Origin of the sequence: Plantibacter sp. T3 (assembly GCF_902506515.1) — a bacterium.
GTDB lineage: Bacteria > Actinomycetota > Actinomycetes > Actinomycetales > Microbacteriaceae > Plantibacter > Plantibacter auratus.
Genome location: NZ_LR733286.1, coordinates 3122079 through 3140301 on the forward strand (window position 1 = coordinate 3122079; position 18223 = coordinate 3140301).

17 protein-coding genes are annotated in these 18223 nt (G+C 69.5%); 1 reads left to right on the forward strand and 16 read right to left on the reverse strand.

The annotated features are described in order from the left end of the window. Positions 1-17: 17 nt before the first annotated feature. The 12 genes from GV015_RS14850 to GV015_RS14910 form a co-directional block, all read right to left on the reverse strand. On the reverse strand, positions 18-620 hold the full coding sequence (locus tag GV015_RS14850; protein ID WP_071262315.1) for a histidine phosphatase family protein: 603 nt from the start codon (positions 618-620) through the stop codon (positions 18-20). Then, positions 621-1988 (reverse strand): pitrilysin family protein, encoded by a 1368-nt coding sequence (locus GV015_RS14855; protein ID WP_159879075.1) that lies wholly within the window; start codon positions 1986-1988, stop codon positions 621-623. A gap of 70 nt (positions 1989-2058) precedes the next feature. Next, positions 2059-3138, reverse strand: coding sequence for an aldo/keto reductase (locus GV015_RS14860; RefSeq protein ID WP_079002693.1), 1080 nt, complete (start codon positions 3136-3138; stop codon positions 2059-2061). A gap of 194 nt (positions 3139-3332) precedes the next feature. Further along, positions 3333-4331: a hypothetical protein gene (locus GV015_RS14865; RefSeq protein WP_159879077.1), complete on the reverse strand. Its 999-nt coding sequence runs from the start codon at positions 4329-4331 to the stop codon at positions 3333-3335. A gap of 77 nt (positions 4332-4408) precedes the next feature. Continuing rightward, the gene (locus tag GV015_RS14870) at positions 4409-5011 is read right to left on the reverse strand and encodes an ATP-binding cassette domain-containing protein (RefSeq protein WP_159879079.1); all 603 of its coding nucleotides are present in this window, start codon (positions 5009-5011) and stop codon (positions 4409-4411) included. After that, positions 5002-6012, reverse strand: a complete 1011-nt coding sequence (locus GV015_RS14875; RefSeq protein ID WP_159879081.1) for a peptidoglycan-binding protein — start codon at positions 6010-6012, stop codon at positions 5002-5004. Before GV015_RS14875 ends, GV015_RS14870 begins: the two co-directional genes overlap by 10 nt. A gap of 40 nt (positions 6013-6052) precedes the next feature. After that, positions 6053-6643, reverse strand: a complete 591-nt coding sequence (locus GV015_RS14880) for a hypothetical protein (protein ID WP_159879083.1) — start codon at positions 6641-6643, stop codon at positions 6053-6055. 380 nt (positions 6644-7023) lie between these two features. After that, entirely contained in the window at positions 7024-7866 is an 843-nt protein-coding gene (locus tag GV015_RS14890; protein ID WP_124769528.1) for a CoA ester lyase, read from the reverse strand. Then, positions 7863-8360 carry a MaoC family dehydratase gene (locus tag GV015_RS14895; protein WP_159879085.1) on the reverse strand — a complete coding sequence of 166 codons (498 nt, stop codon included), beginning with the start codon at positions 8358-8360 and terminating at the stop codon, positions 7863-7865. The genes GV015_RS14890 and GV015_RS14895 overlap by 4 nt, the downstream gene beginning before the upstream one ends. Positions 8361-8367: 7 nt before the next feature. Continuing rightward, a complete protein-coding gene (locus GV015_RS14900; RefSeq protein WP_159879087.1) occupies positions 8368-9534 on the reverse strand; it encodes an acyl-CoA dehydrogenase family protein in 1167 nt (388 codons plus the stop codon). Further along, positions 9531-11642 (reverse strand): biotin carboxylase N-terminal domain-containing protein, encoded by a 2112-nt coding sequence (locus tag GV015_RS14905; protein ID WP_159879089.1) that lies wholly within the window; start codon positions 11640-11642, stop codon positions 9531-9533. The genes GV015_RS14900 and GV015_RS14905 overlap by 4 nt, the downstream gene beginning before the upstream one ends. A gap of 4 nt (positions 11643-11646) precedes the next feature. Then, positions 11647-13254 carry a carboxyl transferase domain-containing protein gene (locus GV015_RS14910; protein ID WP_236555482.1) on the reverse strand — a complete coding sequence of 536 codons (1608 nt, stop codon included), beginning with the start codon at positions 13252-13254 and terminating at the stop codon, positions 11647-11649. Positions 13255-13359: 105 nt separating this feature from the next. Here GV015_RS14910 and GV015_RS14915 point away from each other — a divergent pair, with 105 nt between their 5' ends. Continuing rightward, on the forward strand, positions 13360-13992 hold the full coding sequence (locus GV015_RS14915; RefSeq protein ID WP_124769531.1) for a TetR/AcrR family transcriptional regulator: 633 nt from the start codon (positions 13360-13362) through the stop codon (positions 13990-13992). A gap of 15 nt (positions 13993-14007) precedes the next feature. Here the strand turns inward: GV015_RS14915 and GV015_RS14920 are convergent, their stop codons facing one another. The 4 genes from GV015_RS14920 to pdhA all read right to left on the reverse strand — a co-directional run bounded on the left by GV015_RS14920 (position 14008) and on the right by pdhA (position 18035). Next, entirely contained in the window at positions 14008-14385 is a 378-nt protein-coding gene (locus tag GV015_RS14920) for a VOC family protein (protein ID WP_086473891.1), read from the reverse strand. 118 nt (positions 14386-14503) lie between these two features. Next, positions 14504-15847 (reverse strand): dihydrolipoamide acetyltransferase family protein, encoded by a 1344-nt coding sequence (locus tag GV015_RS14925; protein ID WP_159879093.1) that lies wholly within the window; start codon positions 15845-15847, stop codon positions 14504-14506. Beyond that, a complete protein-coding gene (locus GV015_RS14930) occupies positions 15844-16890 on the reverse strand; it encodes an alpha-ketoacid dehydrogenase subunit beta (protein ID WP_159879095.1) in 1047 nt (348 codons plus the stop codon). Before GV015_RS14930 ends, GV015_RS14925 begins: the two co-directional genes overlap by 4 nt. Next, on the reverse strand, positions 16887-18035 hold the full coding sequence (pdhA, locus tag GV015_RS14935; protein WP_159879097.1) for a pyruvate dehydrogenase (acetyl-transferring) E1 component subunit alpha: 1149 nt from the start codon (positions 18033-18035) through the stop codon (positions 16887-16889). Before pdhA ends, GV015_RS14930 begins: the two co-directional genes overlap by 4 nt. Between the last annotated feature and the right edge of the window lie 188 nt (positions 18036-18223).

Consider the following 18223-nt stretch of genomic DNA (forward strand, 5'->3'; position numbering starts at 1 on the left):
TGCTCCCCCGCCGCCGACTAGACGATGTGCGGCTCGGGAAGACCCGTGCGGAGCTCCATGGGGAGGTGCGCGAGGTCGTTGTGGGTGATGAGGCTCCACGGACGCCCGGCGCGCTGGTGCAGCACCGTCAGTCCGCCGTTGGCCTGGTTGATGCTCACCCAGCGCCATGCGGGCGCCTGGAGCGCCTCGCGGACGAGCCACCCGATGACGAAGTTGTGCGTGATGAGCAGCTCGTGATGGTCACCGCGCTTCGGCGAGAGGAACTCGGCAGCGGCGTCGGCCATCTGCGCCTCGCCCGCCTCGATCTCCGCCTCGGTGATCGAGCCGAAGAAGGGGTCGAACGCCGACGGCGTCTCCGGTGTGCGACCGCTCGGGACGCAGTCGAAGAGCAGTGACGACGGCTCCGGTGTGACGGCCGGCATCCGCTCGGCGATGATCTGGGCGGTCTCCGCGGCACGCTGCAACGGCGAGTGCCACGCCGCGGTCATCGGGACACCACCGAGGCGCTCCGCGAGCAGCTGTGCCTGACGCCGACCGCGTGCCGACAGTGGCCCGTCGGGCAAGCCGTGCTCAGCGTGTTGCTGCTCGCCGTGTCTGACGAGATACAGGTAATGGGACATTCAACGCACCCCCGCGATGATCGGAGCGAAGGTGTCCTCGTCGACGGCTCCGACCGCCGACACCGTGATGGGCTGCGCGGCGAGGTGCTGCGCGAGCTGCTGGACGTCGTCCTGACCGACGGACTGCAGGCGACGGATGCTCTCGTCGAGGTCGATGAACTCGCCGAGGGTCAGCTCCGCTCGACCGAGGCGGCTCATCCGCGAGTCCGAATCCTCCAGCGCCAGCGCCGAGGCGCCGCTCAGCTGACCGAGCGCGCGCGACAACTCCTCGTCCGTCACACCCTGCTCGGCAAGCCGGTGGAGCTCGGCGAGCATGAGCTCGGCCACGGTCGCCGCCTTCGCCGTGGAGCAGGCGGCAGCGAGGCCGAAGACGCCGGCGTCCGAGTAGCTGCCGGCGAACGAGTACACGGAGTAGGCGAGCCCGCGCCGTTCTCGGATTTCCTGGAACAGGCGGCTGGACATGCCGCCGCCGAGGATGGAGTTGAGCATGCTCATGGCGAATCGTCGCTCGTCGCCCGCGATGAGGCCCGCTCCGCCGATCTGCAGGTGGACCTGCTCGGTGGGTCGGTGCACGACCGAGAGCGGCGATCCGCCGATGACGGCAGCAGGAGCGAGTGTCCGACGCGCGACCGGCGCGGCCACCGCGTCCGCCGGCCATCCCGCATGAACGAGCGCCTCGGACACCTGGGCGACGAGCGCGTCGTGGTCGACGGCGCCGGCCGCCGTCACGATGACGTCGTTCGCGCGGTAATTGGCTCGGTAGTGCGCCACGACGGCGTCCCGGCCGACCTCGATGATCGACTGCGGGTGACCGCCGATGGGACGCCCGAGCGGGTGCTCGCCGAGCACGCGCTCGAAGAACCGTTCGTTGGCGACGTCCCCTGGATCGTCGTCCATCATCGCGAGCTCTTCGAGGATGACGCCGCGTTCGTTCTCGAACTCCTCCGGGTCGAGTAGCGAGGAGGTGAGCATGTCGGTGATGACGTCCACCGCCATCGGCAGGTCGCGATCGCGCACCTTGGCGTAGTAGCAGGTGTGCTCCTTGGCCGTGAGCGCGTTGTGCTCGCCGCCGACGGCGTCGAAGGCGACCGCGATGTCGAGGGCGGAACGCGACGGCGTGCCCTTGAACAGGAGGTGCTCCAGGAAGTGCGTCGAGCCGAAGGTCGCCGGTCGATCGGCGGTCGCCGGTTGTTCGTCGCGGGAGCCGACGGCCACCCAGTAGCCGATCGTCGCGCTGCGGCTGCCCGGCATGTGTTCGCTCAGGATGCGCAGCCCGTTGGGCAGGACCGTCCGGCGGACGAGCGCGTCCCCGGATGCGGTGAACGCGAGCTCGGGACGAGTGAGCGGAAAGTCGACGGCGGCGTTCATCACCCCAACCATACGTCAGGTTCCCGGGCGTCGCGCGCGAGCGACCGTGCGCAGGCGACCGCCGGTCGACTCAGCGCAAGCGACCGGAGACGCGGTCGAGCTCGAGGATCTGCCCGCGGCTCAGCCGCACGTCGGCCGCCGCGATGAGCGAGTCGACGTGAGCCGGCTGGGACGCGCTCGCGATGGGCGCGACGACGCCGGGACGTGACATGGCCCAGGCGAGCGCCGCCGAGGCGACCGTGCAGCGGTTCTCCTCCGCGATCTCGTCGAGGACGTGCAGGACCCGCAGTCCACGGCGGTGGAGATGGGTAGCGGCGCGACTGCCGCGGGTGCTCGGGTCGAGGTCGGAGCGAGTGCGGTAGCGGCCCGTCAGGAAGCCGTTCGCGAGGGCGAAGTAGGGCAGGACACCGAGGTGCTGGGCCGTCGCGACGAGCGCGAGGGTGCTCTCGTACGGCTCCCGGTGCATGAGGCTGTAGTGCGTCTCGAGCGCGACGAACTGGGTGAAGCCGCTCGCCGAGAGGATCCGCGCCTCCATCAGCCGTTCAGGGGTCGTGTTCGAGGTGCCGAGGTAGCGGACCTTGCCGGTCTCGATCAACCAGTCGACCGTCCCGAGGCTGTCGGCCAACGGGATGCTCGGGTCGTCGTCGTGGAAGGACAGCAGGTCGATGTGGTCGGTCTGCAACCGTTCGAGCGCCGCCTCGACCGCGCGGATGATGCTCACCGAGCCGAGACCCGGGTAGTCGGGGTGCCGGCCGATCTTCGTCGCGACGACCATGTCGTCCCGGTTGCGGCGCTTCCGCATCCAGTTGCCGATGAGGATCTCGCTGCGTCCGCCCGCGTAGCTGTCGGCGGTGTCCACCATGTTGCCGCCGGAGTCGTGGAACCGGTCGAGGATGTCCGATGTCGTGTCGGGGTCGACGGTCCACCCGAACACGCTGCCGCCGAGCACGACCGGGAAGACCGACAACTCGGAGTCGCCGATCGTGCGCCTCGGTGCCTCAGAAGGCTCGGGGTCCTGGACGGGCGTCGGGAAGGACGGGTGCGGGACGAGCTGCTCGGGACGCCGACTCGCGTCGTCGTCGACGCCGTCCGCTGCTCCGCCGACGAGAGAACTGCCACGGGTGCTCGACGAGCGCCAGAGGTGTGGCATCCCCTGCCCCTCTCTCGGTCCGCCGACCGGTGACGCGCTGCACCGTCGGGATCCGTGCGTGGAGCGACGGGCCGGTGCTTGCTCACCAGGCTAGAGGAGACCGGCGACTTCGGCTGGACGACATCACGACCGGGTGGCAACTGATTCGTAACGATTGCGCGTTTCACCCGGGGTGGCCTTTCAACGGGGCGACATCACCGTTCCTTGAAGTACCGGAAGAGCTGCTCCTCCTTCGTGAGCGCCACCCCGCCGATCACTCCACAAAGGACGGCGGGCACGGCGACTACGGCTGGTCGGATCGCGATCCCAGCGACCACTCCAAGGCCTTCCTGGGGCGCGATCTCCAGGAGCAGCAGGATGGCGGACACCGCCATCACTGCAGCGCCGACGGCCCAGCAGAGTGTTTCGCAGACGAGTTGCAGCACCTGCGACCCGACCGGCACCCCTGCATGACGCGCGGATGCCAATTCGATGCGGCGGGTTCGGGTCGCGACGAACCCGATTGCGGCGGCGATGACGATTCCGGCGAGCGGCGCGAATCGAGAGAGACGCTCGGCGTACCGCGCGGCGCCGTCGAAGTGAGCGCCGAGCGTGCTGTTGAGCTGCGCGAGCCGGGGCGGCGATGCATCCGTTGCCCCAGCCCCTGGGAGGAGGACGGTGCGCAGCGCATCGGTCGACGATTGCGACTGCGGCCAGGTGTCGATCCAACATTCGTCGAACGGACCGATCGCCGCTGTCGGAGCAATGAGCGCGTATCCGAGGCCAGGCCGGCGGCCGTCCTCCGCGGAGGTAAAAACGGCTCCGACCTCGACCGTGCCGCTCATCAACGGGAGCTTGTCACTGGCATCGAGTTCGAGGGCATCTGCGAGCGCGGCCGAGACGAGCACGCCACGGTGGGGGCGCGGCGCATCGAGCGCAACGAAACCGGAGAAACCCGGACTGACCTCGAACGTCGGTACGGACGAACTCGGAAGCGCCAGCAGGCGTTCGTTCTCAGTCGACGGCCTCATGGCTCCCGCAGCGTCGATGCCGGGGATCGTCGTGAGCCGGTCGCAGGCTGGCCCGTCGATCCGTTGGGGGGCGATGTAGACCAGGGTCGCCCCACCCGCACGTCGGAAGACGTCGGCAGCAGTCAGGAGTTGGGACATCGTGCTGATCTCAGCCAAGCCCAGCACAAGGACGACGGCGAACAACACACAACCGAGCATCGTCGCCTTCGTCGTGCCGGACTGCACGTCGAGCGCTGCTTCTCGGAGGGTCGATGCCCACCTCATCGCGCTGCACCGAGTGCGATCTCGTCCGTGCATGCATCGCGCGTGCGCTCATCGTGCGTCGCGATGACGACGATGGTCCCGTCAGATGCGATCGACCCGATCGCCTCGTTCACTGAGACGGCCGTGCGCTGGTCCAGCTGAGCGGTCGGCTCGTCCACTAGCAACAGGTGGGGATGCGTCGCAAGTGCGCGGGCGAGCATCAGGCGCTGCGCTTCCCCGCCCGAGAGGTGTCGAAACTGACGCAGGCTGACTGCGGCGAGACCCACCGTCTCGAGGTCGGCGAACGCGCTCTGCCAAGCATGGTCGTGATCCGCGCCGCGCGCGAGGTAAGGGAGCGCGACGTGGTCGAGAGCAGTCCGTCTCGCAACTCCGTGCGGATTCTGGAACACCCAACTGGTCACCGCGACGTCCTCGCGCACGATCACACCCTTCGTCGGGCGCAGCCAGCCGGCGAGCAGACTGAGCAACGTGCTCTTGCCCGAACCGGATGGCCCGGTCACCGCGTACACGCACCCCGGTACCAAGCGGAACGAGAGGTCTTCAAACAGCCAGTCGCCCTGTGGGAAGCGCAGGGACAGGCCCTCGGCCGTCAACCGCATGGTCGACCGGGAGGGAGCCGAACGTCGACTACCACGACCTCGGCGTCTGCTGGCACAACGACGTAGCTCTGACCGAGACCTGATCCGACGACCTCGACGACGACGGTGTGACCGGCACTGGAGATACACCCCGTCGAACCGTCTAGTCCGAAGACCGCAGCGGGTGGCACGGTGGTCACCGTCACCGGCGATGCGAGCTCAAGGTCGACGATGAAGTCCGTGCCATCGTCCGCTGCAACCCAGGCTGCGAATTCAGACGACCGGCCGAGCTCGTGAAGGGCTGCGGGATCCGCGATGGCCCCCTGATCGTCCACCGCAACCCGGACTTCGCCCGCGACGATGACCCGTGGGCCAGGAGCGAGCGTGTCAGGTAGCGCGGCGACACGTGCACTGGCGATGACCGGCGGCGCAACGAACAGCGCGTCATCCGGCGCGACGGATGCACCGAGAACTGTCGGACAGCTCGTGATCCCCGTCACAGGTGCGGGGATCCAGACGAAAGCCTCCCGAGGTATGACGCTCCAGTCGCTGCTGTCCACGCCATTGCGCTCCGCGAGGTCGCGAGCCGCGCGCAGGGTCAGAGGGCCGAACTCGCCGTCGGCATCCAGCGAGTAGCCCAGTCGATTCAGCTCGGTTTGGAGGCCTCTGACATCGCTTCCGACGGAGTCCGGTCCGAGGTCCCGCCACAGCGGCGCGCCCGACGCGAGGTAGACCAGGGACCGCCCGTTGATCGCTATGCCCGATTCACCGGACTGCGCCTCGCCGCCGACTACGCAGCTCGTCCGCGTGATGAATCCGCCCACCGGCGTGACGATCTCACCCTGCGACTGGGTCTCAAAAGCGAGCGTGACGCTGCGTACGTCGAGGTACTTCGTACTGGTCACGGGTACCTCGCCTACCGGGACCGCCCCGCCGATCGCCGGCGGCGCAGCCTCGGGACGAGCGACCCCGACGACCGTCACCCCGAGGAGAGCTCCCAGCACGAGCAGCGAGGGGATCATGAGCCACACGGACGGCGGAAGCCGACGACGAGCGCGGTCGTCATTCAAGGAGACCCAATGGGTCGCGGATGCAGGACCCGAACACTGGGTCATCGTTGTCGAATGGGAGTGATTCCTGCTTAGCATCTGAGGCGAGGTCCTCGCCGGAGTACCCGGGTTCGACGAGCCCCGCATCGACCAGACATGCCGCGATAATGGCGTCTTCATCGCGCGCATCCGGGTTGCGGGCAAGATCGCGGCGCAGACTGCTGACCGCGTAGAAGTCCGGCGTGCACGCGTCCAGCGCTGCGTCCGAAGCGGCGTCCGGCTTCGACATGTCTGGGAGTGCGATCGCGCCGTACGCATCGTCGAGCGTCACCCTCACTCCCCTGTCCTGCATGCAGCCGATAAACGCGTCGCTGGTCTCCGCCCATTCGGCGTCGGAGATCGCACCATCCTCGAGGATCGCTCGGACAACGTCACTGCCAGCTCGATATGTGTCCGCGAACTCCGACGCCCACGGTCCCGTGAACTCCGGCACGTCTCCGGCACTCCCGGCAACGATGTCTGACGGTCCGAAGTCTGCGGCGCACCCGTTCGACGCAAACAACATGAGCGCTGCGATTACGGGGACGGTCCAGAGCCTACGCATTGCGGTAGGAGTAACCCGTCGCACCATCCCAACACAGCTGCTGTTTGGACCACTGCCCGGCGCGAGCGGGATTCCCGAGATGTGTACTCGACCCGAACGAAACGTGCACGATATTCAGGCACGTGGCGTTCTTCCCCTGCCACATGCTCAGATTGTCGACCCTGCAGGCAGCCTGCGCTGGAGCCGCAGCAGTCAGCGATACGCCCGTGACCAGAGCCGCCATCGCGACAAGACCGAACAGCTTCTTTTTCATCTCAACCCCGTTGTTCCTGAAACGGCAGCCTGCTGAGATAGGCCGCCGCAGCCCGGTTTCGAGCCAGGTCCAACATATCCAAAATATAAGATATGAGCAGTCCGCATTTCAGAGGACGGGGTGAGGCTCAGCTCCCAGAAACCTCCCCGGCACGCGCGAGAAGTGCGCGTGCGTGCCTGAGGAGCGGCTCGTCGACCATGCGCCCGGCATGCCGGAAGGCGCCGATGCGGTCGGCGGCAGCCGCCAGTAGCTCCCTCGCCGCGCGCACTGCCTCGGGGTCCGGACGGTAAGCGGCCTGGATGATCGGGACCTGCGCGGGATGGATGCACGCCGTCGCGACGAAGCCGACCGCACTCGCATCCTCCGCCTCTACCGCAAGCGACGCTTGGTCATTGAGGTCGAGATGGACGGCATCGATCGCGGCGACACCGGCGGCCCCCGCTGCGAGCAGGACGTGCGATCGAGCGGCGCCCACGACGTCGCGGTAGCGTCCGTCAGAGCGCCTGCTGCTCGTGCCGCCGAGTGACGCCACCAGGTCCTCAGCGCCCCACATCACGGCGACGACCGAGTCGTGCGCGACGATCGATTCGGCGCGCACGACTCCGGCGGCCGTCTCGCATAGCGCGACGATCGCAACCCCCGGCAGGGCGCGGGCCAGGTCGTCGAGCTGCGCGACGCTCTCCGTCTTCGCGAGCATCACCGTTCGATAAGCCGTTGTCGCCACGGCGGCGACGTCGGCCGCGAAGTCCGGGCCATCCGCTGGATTCACCCGCACGATCGTCAGGAGCGGGTCCAACGGATGCTCCACCATCGCTCCGCGACCGATCGCCTTGCGCGCCGCATCGACGGCGTCCTCGAGATCGAGGATGACGGCATCCGCGCGCTCGGCCGCTTTCGCGAAGCGGTCCGGACGGTCCGCCGGGACGAAGAGGATCGCCGGCCCCAGGTCGAACGCCGCGGCGCCGGTCACGATGCACCCGAGCACTGGACGAGCGTGCTCCTGGTCGCGGTCGCGACGACGACGCCGTCCTGGTTCCGACCCGTGTGGAGCAGGGTGACGACACCCTCGCCCGGCCTCGACGACGACAACCGTTTTGCCGTCACGAGCGTCTCGGCGTACAGCGTGTCACCGTGGCGCATCGGGTTCGGGAAGGCGATGTCGGTGAAGCCCAGGTTCGCGACGATCGTCTGCTCGGTGAGCTGCGCGACCGACAGCCCCACGAGCGTCGAGAGGGTCAGCATCGAGTTCACGAGCCGTTCCCCGAAGGGCCCGGTCGCAGACCACGCGGCATCCACGTGCAGTGATTGCCCGTTCATCGTGAGGGTCGAGAACAGGACGTTGTCGGCTTCCGTGAGGGTGCGCCCTGGGCGATGGCGGTAGGTCGCACCCGCCACGAACTCCTCGAAGTACAGGCCCCGCTGCTCGATCACGGGGCCGGGCTGCGTCTCGGACGGTTCGCTCATCATGTCCTCAGGACGCGAAGCCGAGTTCGCGGGCGATGATCATGAGCTGCACCTCGGTGGTGCCCTCTCCGATCTCGAGGATCTTCGAGTCCCGGTAGTGCCGCGCCACCGGGTTCTCGTTGAGGAACCCGTAGCCGCCGAAGATCTGGGTCGCGTCGCGTGCGTTGTCCATCGCGGCCTCCCCGGCGACCATCTTCGCGATGGAGGCCTCCATCTTGTAGGGCGCTCCCCGGAGCATGCGCGACGCGGCGTCGTAGTAGGCCTGCCTGGCGGTGTGGACCCGCGCCTGCATCTTCGCGATCCGGAAGGCGATCCACTGGTTGTCACCGATCGCCCGACCGAACACGACCCGCTCCTTGGCGTAGCGGATCGCCTCCTCGAGGCACCCCTGGGCCGCTCCGACGGCGAGCGCGGCCACGGCGATCCGTCCACCGTCGAGCGCCGTGAGGAAGTTGGCGTACCCGCGCCCGCGTTCGCCGAGCAGGTTGCCCTCCGGCACGCGGACGTCCTCGAACCGCAGCGGGTGGGTGTCGGAGGTGTGCCACCCGACCTTGTCGTAGGGCGGTAGCGCGGTGAAGCCCGGCGTCGGGACCGGCACGAGGATCGACGACAACTCCTTCGTCACCCGGCCGTCGGATCGGACCCGCTCCCCCGTGACGGCCGTGACCGTCACGAGACTGGTGATCTCGCTCCCGGAGTTGGTGATGAACTGCTTCGTGCCGTTGATCACCCACTCACCGTCGACGAGCTCGGCGGTGGTCTCCGTCGCGCCTGCATCACTGCCGGCACGCGCCTCGGTGAGGCCGAACGCGGCGAGCGCCTGCCCGCTCGCGAGCTGCGGGATCCATTCCTCGCGCTGGGCGTCGGTGCCGTACAGGTATATCGGCATGGCTCCGAGGCCGACGCCGGCCTCGAGGGTGACGCCGATGCTCTGGTCGACGCGTCCGAGCTGCTCGACGGCGAGGCAGAGCGCGAAGTAGTCCATCCCCCCGCCGCCGAGTTCCTTCGGGAACGGCAGCCCGAAGAGTCCCAGCTCCCCCATCTGCGCGATGATGTCGTACGGCAGACGCCGTTCCGTGTCGTACTGATAGGCGGCGGGCGCGACGACCTCGTCGGCGAACGCCTTGACCGTGTCGACGATCCGCTGGTGCTCGGGGCTGAGCTCGGTGTTCATGCTGATGCTCCGTTCGTGGGTGCTGCATCGGTTGGGGCTGCGTTGAGGTGTGCTGCGACGGGGTCTGCGGCGATCGTCGCAACCGACTGACGGGTGGCAACCGTGCCACCCGTGGCGACGTGGAGGGTGACCGTGCCGTCGGTCGTGGCGGTGAGGAGGTGCTCCATCTTCATCGCTTCGACGGTGACCAGCGGCTGACCGGCGGTGACGGCGTCGCCGCTCGTGACGTGCACGGCCGTGACGGTGCCGGGCATCGGCGTCCGCACCTCCGGATCGACCGTCCCGGCCGCAGTCGGATCCCCGCCGGCTGGGAGCGCCTCACGCGGGACCACCTCGACCACACTGATGGCACCGTCGAGCGCGATCCATCGTTCGTCCCCCAGGCGGACGGTCTCCAACGGGGTGCTGACACCGTCGTGCTCGAACCGCAGGGTGCCGTCCGACCGGCTGAGGACCGCGGCCCGGGTCGGTGCCGCGTCATCGACGGAGACGCTCGCGTCGTCGCTCGACCCACGCACCTCGATGCGGACGATGCGTCCGTCCTCACGACGCAGGTGCTGTCGCGTCGGTGCTGCCGCGCCGAGGCGCCACCCACCGGGATCCGACCACGGCGTCCCGAGTCCGGCGGTCCGCGCTGCGGCCTCGAATCGTCGGTCGTCCGTTTCGGCGAGCGCCCCTGCGGTCAGGACCCGCTCGGACGTCGCGGCGGACGGGCTGTCGTCGAGCAGGTCGGCGATGAGACCGGTGTGCAGTCGTCCCGCGACGACGTCCTCGTCGGCGAGGAGCCGCCGGAGGAAGCCGAGGTTCGTGCGGACACCGAAGACCACCGTCGCCGCGAGCGCGGCGTCGAGTCGCCGGAGCGCGGTCCCGCGATCCTCCGCCCAGCACACGATCTTCGCGAGCATGGGGTCGTACCAGGGGCCGACGAACTGCCCGGCGGCGATGCCGCCGTCGACGCGGACGCCCGGCCCGTGCGGCAGACGCACCCGCTCGAGCACCCCGGTCTGGGGCAGGAAGCCGCTCGACGGGTCCTCCGCGTACAGCCGCGCCTCCACCGCGTGACCACGCAGGACGACGTCGTCCTGCGTCATCGCCAGCGGTTCACCGGCGGCGACGCGCACCTGCCACTCCACGAGGTCGAGCCCCGTGACGAGCTCGGTGACCGGATGCTCCACCTGCAACCGCGTGTTCATCTCGAGGAAGGCGAACTCGTCGGGTCGGTCGTCGGCGACGAGGAACTCGACGGTCCCCACCCCTCGGTAGCCGACGCTCCGTGCGACCGTGCAGGCCGCCTCGCCGAGTCGCGCCCGCTGCCGGTCGTCGACGAGCGGCGACGGGGACTCCTCCACCACCTTCTGGTGCCGACGCTGGAGCGAGCACTCGCGCTCCCCGAGGTGCACGACCGCACCGTGGGCGTCCGCGAGCACCTGCACCTCGATGTGCCGGGGTCTCGTGACGAACCGCTCGAGGAGGAGCGTGGCGTCGCCGAAGGCCGCCTCGGCCACCCGGTGCGCGGAGGCGATGGCCGATGGGAGCTCCTCGGCGCGCTCCACCACCTGCATCCCCTTGCCGCCACCACCGCCCGCCGGCTTGACGATGAGCGGGAAGCCGATGGCGACACCGGCACGGACGAGCGCGTCGTCGTCGAGCGAGGCGTCGGCGATGCCCTCGATGATCGGGACGCCTCGAGCCGCGACGTGGTCCTTCGCCCGGATCTTGTCGCCCATGAGGACCAGGGCGCGCTCGTCCGGTCCGATGAAGACGATCCCGGCAGCGGCGAGCGCCCTCGCGAGCGCGGGTTGTTCGGACAGGAAGCCGTAGCCCGGGTGCACCGCCTCGGCCCCGGTCGTGACGGCGGCCCGGACGACGGCGTCGACGTCGAGGTAGCTGTCCGCGGCGGGCGCGGGTCCCAGGCGGACGGCGCGGTCCGCGAGCCGGACATGCGGGGCGTCGCGGTCAGCGTCGCTGAAGACCGCGATGCTCTCGATGTCCATCGCTGTGAGCGCGCGGATCACGCGACAGGCGATCTCGCCGCGGTTCGCGACGAGGACGGAGCGGAAGGGACGCGCGGATGCGTGGCCCGGCCGGTTCGGTGTCTGGATCGTCATGCCGTCACATCCTGAAGAGGCCGAAGCCGGGTTCTGGCAGGGGCGCGCGGGAGCACACCTCGAGCGCGAGTCCGAGGACCGTGCGGGTCTGGGCGGGGTCGATGATGCCGTCGTCCCAGAGCCGCGCGGTCGAGTAGTACGGGTTGCCCTGCTCCTCGAAGTCGGCGAGGATCGGCGCCCGGAAGTCCTCCTCCGCCTGGGCGGTCCACGCCTCACCGCGGGCCTCGAGTTGATCGCGCTTGACGGTCGCGAGGACGCTCGCCGCCTGCTGTCCCCCCATGACGGAGATGCGCGCGCCCGGCCACATCCAGAGGAACCGGGGGTCGTAGGCCCGGCCGCACATGGAGTAGTTGCCGGCGCCGAACGAACCACCGATCACGACCGTCAGCTTCGGCACCCGGGTGGTCGCGACCGCGGTGACCATCTTCGCGCCGTGCTTGGCGATGCCTCCGGCCTCGGCGTCACTGCCGACCATAAAGCCCGAGATGTTCTGGAGGAACAGCAACGGGATGCCGCGCTGGTCGGCGAGCTCGATGAAATGGGCGCCCTTCAGGGCCGACTCGCTGAAGAGGACGCCGTTGTTCGCGATGATGCCGACGGGGTGCCCGTGCAGCCTCGCGAACCCGGTCACGAGGGTGTCGCCGTACTCACGCTTGAACTCCGAGAAGTCGCTGCCGTCGACGAGCCGCGCGATCACCTCACGGACGTCGTAGGCCGTCTGCAGCTCCGCCGGCACGACGCCGTACAGCTCTGCCTCCGGGACGACCGGCGGCACACTGGGACGCACCTCCCACGCGCGCGGGTGGGTCGCCGGCAGCGTCGCGACCGCATCCCGGAGGATGTCGAGCGCGTGCGCGTCGTCGTCGGCGAGGTGGTCCGTGACCCCCGACACCCGGGCGTGGAGGTCGCCGCCGCCGAGTTGCTCCGGCGTCACGACCTCGCCGATCGCGGCCTTCACGAGCGGTGGACCGCCTAGGAAGATCGTGCCCTGACCGCGGACGATCACGTTCTCGTCGCTCATGGCGGGGACGTACGCGCCTCCGGCGGTGCAGGACCCGAGTACGGCGGCGAGTTGCGGGATGCCGGCCGCCGACATCCTGGCCTGGTTGAAGAAGATCCGGCCGAAGTGGTCCCGATCCGGGAAGACCTCGGCCTGCGTCGGGAGGTTCGCTCCCCCGGAGTCGACGAGGTACAGGCAGGGCAGCCGGTTCGCGGCCGCGATCTCCTGGGCCCGGAGGTGCTTCTTCACCGTCATCGGGAAGTACGAGCCACCCTTCGCGGTCGCGTCGTTCGACACGACGAGCACGTGTCGTCCGTGGACGAGGCCGATCCCAGCGATGACCCCGGCGCCGGGAGTCGCGTCGTCGTACATGCCGTGCGCGGCCAAGGGCGCGATCTCGAGAAAGGGGCTCCCCTCGTCGAGCAGACGGTCGACCCGATCGCGCGGCAGCAGCTTCCCCCGGGCGACATGCCGCGCCCGCGACGCCTCCGGTCCGCCCAGGGCCGCGGTCGCCATCGTCTGCTCGAGCACCGTCACGAGCTCCCGCTGCGCCGCCTCCTGCTCGCGGAATCGGGCTGAGGTGGGATCGGCACCGCTCGTGAGGGTGGGCACTCGGGCTCCTGTCGTCGTCGACCGTGAGTGCATTCAGTTACTCACCACTCACTGAAAGTGAGGTTACAGTTCATTAACTGAAAAAGTCCACCCCGAGGAGATCCGATGACCGGTCGTGACACACCGTCCCCGAACCCGCCGCACCTCGGGCGCTCGGAGGCGAAAGCGGCACGTCGCTCGGCTCTCCTGCGGTCAGCAGCCGGACTGTTCGCCGAGCGCGGCTTCGCCGGGGTGTCGATGGAGGACCTCGGAACGGCCGTCGGCATGAGCGGACCCGCCGTCTACCGCCACTTCCCGAGCAAACAGGCCGTCCTCGCGGCACTCCTCGTCGGCGTCAGTCAGGATCTGCTGGACGGCGGGACCCGCGAGGTCGAGCAGGCTCCCGACAGCGATCGGGCACTGCGTTCACTGGTCACCTTCCACGTGGCCTTCGCCCTCGACGACCCCGACGTGATCCGCATCCAGGACCACGACCTCGACAGCCTGGCACCGGACGACCGCCGCGCGGTCCGCACCCTCCAGCGGCGCTACGTCGAGCGGTGGGTGGACGTCCTCACGACCCTGCATCCCACGATCCCCGCGGCGGAACTGCGGGTCCGCGCGCTCGCCGGATTCGGACTGATCAACTCCACGTCCCACAGCACCTCCCTCGGCAGGAACGAGGCCGGGACACCCGACCGCGAGGCGGTGCGCTCGACGCTCGAGCGGATGGCACTGGCCGCCCTGCTCGCCGCGTGAGGACGCGGGACAGGTTCAGTCGACGAGCACGGACAGGACGTTCCCCGCTGGATCGGTGAACCAGGCGATGTCCGGGCCGTTCCCGCGCATGATCCCCTTCGCATCCGTCGGCAGGACGTCGTCGGGGTAGAGCTTCGTCACCACACCGCGGGCCTGCAGCTCGTCGACCGCCGTGTCGATGTCGTCGACCACGAGGTTCAGCACGGTGAACGAGGCTGGTGTGTGGTCAGGCTTCCCGTAGACGAGCACCGACCCGCCGGCGGGCAGCGCCACGTCCAGGAATCCCATGGCGTTGTCGGTGACCGTGAGACCGAGGACGTCCCGGTAGAACGCCCTCGCCGCGTCGATGTCGTCGACCGAGAACCCGCTGAAGACATCCGTGTAGGTGACCATGAGCCGCTCCTTCGCTGATTCCCGATGCGTACACGATGCACGATGCCACGTCGCGGCCGTCGCGTCCAGGCCCGAACGGCCGCCAGGGCCGGCGAGCGCGAGGGCCTGGACTCGACGATCACACCATCGTCAGGACCATCGCCGGATCGGAGAGCATCGTCCCGAGGTCGACGAGGAAACGGGACCCCTGCGCTCCGTCGATGAGCCGATGGTCGAACGACAGCGACAGCGTCACGACGTGTCGCAGCGCGACCTGCCCCTCGAACTCCCACGGCTGGCGACGGACGGCACCGAGCGCGATGATCGCCGCCTCACCGGGGTTCAGGATGGGCGTCCCCGCATCGACGCCGAAGACGCCGACGTTGGAGATCGTGATCGTCCCCCCTCGCAGTTCCGCCGGAGCGGTGCGTCCCTCGCGGGCCGTGCGCACGAGGTCCGCCAGGGCGTCCGCGAGTTCGAACAGGCTGAGCTCCTCGGCCCGAGCGATGTTCGGGACGAGGAGTCCCCGCGGCGTCGCTGCCGCGATCCCGAGTCCGACGTGTCCGTACTCGACGATCTCCCCGGCACCCTCGTCCCAACTCGCGTTGACCGCGGGAGTGCGTCTCACGGCGATGCACACCGCTTTGGCGAGGACGGTCAGGATGTTGACCCGGTGGTCCCCGGTCCGAGGCGAGCGGGCGAGCGCGTCCAGCAGCGACATCGTCGGCGTCACATCGACCGTCAGGAACTCCGTGACGTGGGGAGCCGTGAACGCGCTGCTCACCATCGCCTCGGCGGTCCGGCGCCTGACCCCCGTGATCGGCCGACGGACCGACCCGTCGGCCGCCGTGGCCGGCGCCTCTCGGGTCACGGCCGGTGCCGCTCCCGCTCCGCGAGCACGCTCCGGCAGCTGCCCGCTCAGGCCGGTCGCAGCGCGCTCGACCTCCTCACGCGCGATCCGGCCACCGATGCCGGTGCCGACGAGCGTTCCGAGGTCGACGCCCAGATCGCGCGCGAGTCGCCGGACCGGCGGTGTCGCGCGGGGCCGTGCACGCTCCGCGATCGGAGCGGTCTGCGCGGGGGCGGGTGCGTCATCGCCGACGGACCGGGCACGACGCCGTGGCCGTTCCCCGCTCGCCGTGCGAGGGCCGTAGCCGACGAGGACCGGCTCGCGGTCCACCGCTCCACTCGGGCGGTCGACCTCCACCGTGTCGGCCTCGGGGACCGACGGGGACGGAGCGGTCTCGCCATCGGGCGCGAAGTCGACGAGCGCCTCGCCGACGAGGACCGTGGTCCCCGGTTCGACGTGGAGCCTCGTGACCACGCCGGCGGTCGGCGCGGGCAGTTCGACGAGCGCCTTCGCGGTCTCGACCTCGGCGATCACCTGGTTGAGCTCGACGTGGTCGCCGACGGCGACGCGCCAGGACACGAGTTCGCTCTCGGTCAGACCTTCACCGAGATCGGGTAGGGAGAACCGCTTCATCGCCGTCCCTCCCCACCGGTCGTCGAACCGGCATCGGCCCTGTCGACGGCAGAGGCGGAGGACCGACGCCCCAGTGCGCGATCCACCCCGTCCAGGATCCGGTCGAGGTCCGGGAGGAAGTGGTCCTCGAGCGCCGACGCGGGATAGGGCGTGTCGAACCCCGTCACCCGCACCGGGGCCTCTTCGAGGAGGTCGAAGCAGCGTTCGGTGATCGAGGCCGCCAGTTCGGCTCCGACCCCTCCCGAGCGTTGCGCCTCGTGCGTGATGACGAGTCGCCCGGTCTTCTCGACCGAGGCGGCGACCGCGTCGACGTCCAGGGGTGCGAGGGATCGGAGGTCGATCACCTCCAGGTCGACACCCTCGTCGGCCGCGGCCTCCGCAGCCTCGAGCGCCGTATGGACGAGCGGACCGTAGGCGACCAACGTCGCGTCCGTGCCGGCGCGAACGGTCCGCGCACGGGTGAACGCGAGCGGATCGGCGGGGAGGTCGTCGAGGACCTCACCTTTCGTCCAGTACCGCCGCTTCGGTTCGAAGAACAGCACCGGGTCGTCGCACGCGATCGCCTGACGGATCATGGTGTGCGCGTCCTGGGGGTCCGAGCACGTCACCACGCGCAGTCCCGCCGTGTGCGCGAAGTACGCCTCCGGGGACTCGGAATGGTGCTCGACGGCGCCGATGCCTCCGCCGTACGGCACGCGGATGGTGACCGGCATGCGCACGGCGCCCTTCGTCCGGTAGTGCAGCTTCGCCAACTGCGCGACGATCTGGTCGAAGCCCGGATAGATGAACCCGTCGAACTGGATCTCGCACACCGGGCGGAAGCCTCGGAACGCCAGACCGATCGCCGCTCCGATGATCGCGGACTCCGCCAGCGGCATGTCGACGACGCGATCGGCGCCGAACTCAGCCTGGAGGCCGTCGGTCACCCGGAACACCCCGCCGAGTCGGCCGATGTCCTCGCCGAGCAACAGGACCCGGTCGTCATCGGCGAGGGCGTGGTGCAGTCCGGTGTTGATCGCCTTGCTGAGGGTGAGCGTGGTCATCGGGCACCACCGTCGAACATCGCGAGGTAGGAGCGGTACTCCTCGCGTTGCCGTTCGAGCCCGGGGTGGGCGGTGGCGTAGACCTCGTCGAAGAGCGAGAGCGGGTGAGGGGCAGGCAAGGCGAGGCAGCCCGCACGGACCCGGGCGGCCGCGGCGTCGGCGACGGACGCGACGTGGGCTCGGGCCGTCTCGTCGAGGACCCCTTCGGACTCCAGCAGACGCTCGAGACGGGTGATCGGATCCTTCGCACGCCATGACGCGACCTCGCTCTCGTCCCGGTACCGCGTCGGATCGTCCGAGGTGGTGTGCGGCCCCATGCGGTAGGTGACGGCCTCGATGAAGGTCGGCCCACCACCGGAACGTGCGCGGTCGACGGCGATCCGCATCGCCGCCGTCACGGCGAGCACGTCGTTGCCGTCGACCCGCATGCTCGGCACCCCGAAGCCCGGTGCCCGGTCCGCGATGGGGCGCTGGGCCTGCAGCCCGACGGGCTCGGAGATCGCGTACTGGTTGTTCTGGCAGAAGAAGACCACGGGTGCCTGGAAGCTCGCGGCCAGCACCAGCGCCTCGTTCACGTCGCCCTGGCTCGTCGCCCCGTCGCCGAAGTAGGCCACGGCCACCGCGTCGGACCCGTCGCGCTGACAGCCCATCGCGTAGCCCGTCGCATGGAGCGTCTGGGCCCCGATGATGACCGCCGGCGTCGCCATGCCGACCGCGAACGGGTCCCAGCCCGACAGCGCGGTCCCCCGCCACATCGCCATCAGTTGGTCGAGTTCGACGCCCCGGCAGTAGGCGACGGCCTGTTCGCGGTAGCTCGTGAAGACGAAGTCCCCGCGCCGCAGGACCCGCGCCGACCCCACCTGGGCGGCCTCCTGCCCGAGCGACGGTGGCCACAGACCGATCTCGCCCTGCCGTTGCAGAGCGGTCGCCTCCGTGTCGATGCGGCGCGTGACGACCATGTCCTCGTAGAGCGCGAGCAGCTCCGCGTGACCGAGGTCGGCGACGAAGAGGTCGTAGAGGGCGTCCTCCTGACGGACGCCGTCCGGATCGAGGAGCTGGACGCACCCGTGGTCGACCGGGACCGGTTCGCGTGCATCACCGCCCCGCTCGTCGGAATCCTGCGGGAATTGGGTGTGAGTCTCCATCGACACGATGCACGCCGCCTTGAGTTCGGTGACCTCACGGCGGTGCCTCGTGAGCGATGCCGTGCCCTCGCGTCATCGCGAGGTGGTCCGAGGCTACGCCGGATCACCCTGGCGCTCAACCGTCGACACTCCGCACAACGGCGAACGCCCGCCCCGCGGAAGCGGGACGGGCGTTCGGATACAGCTGG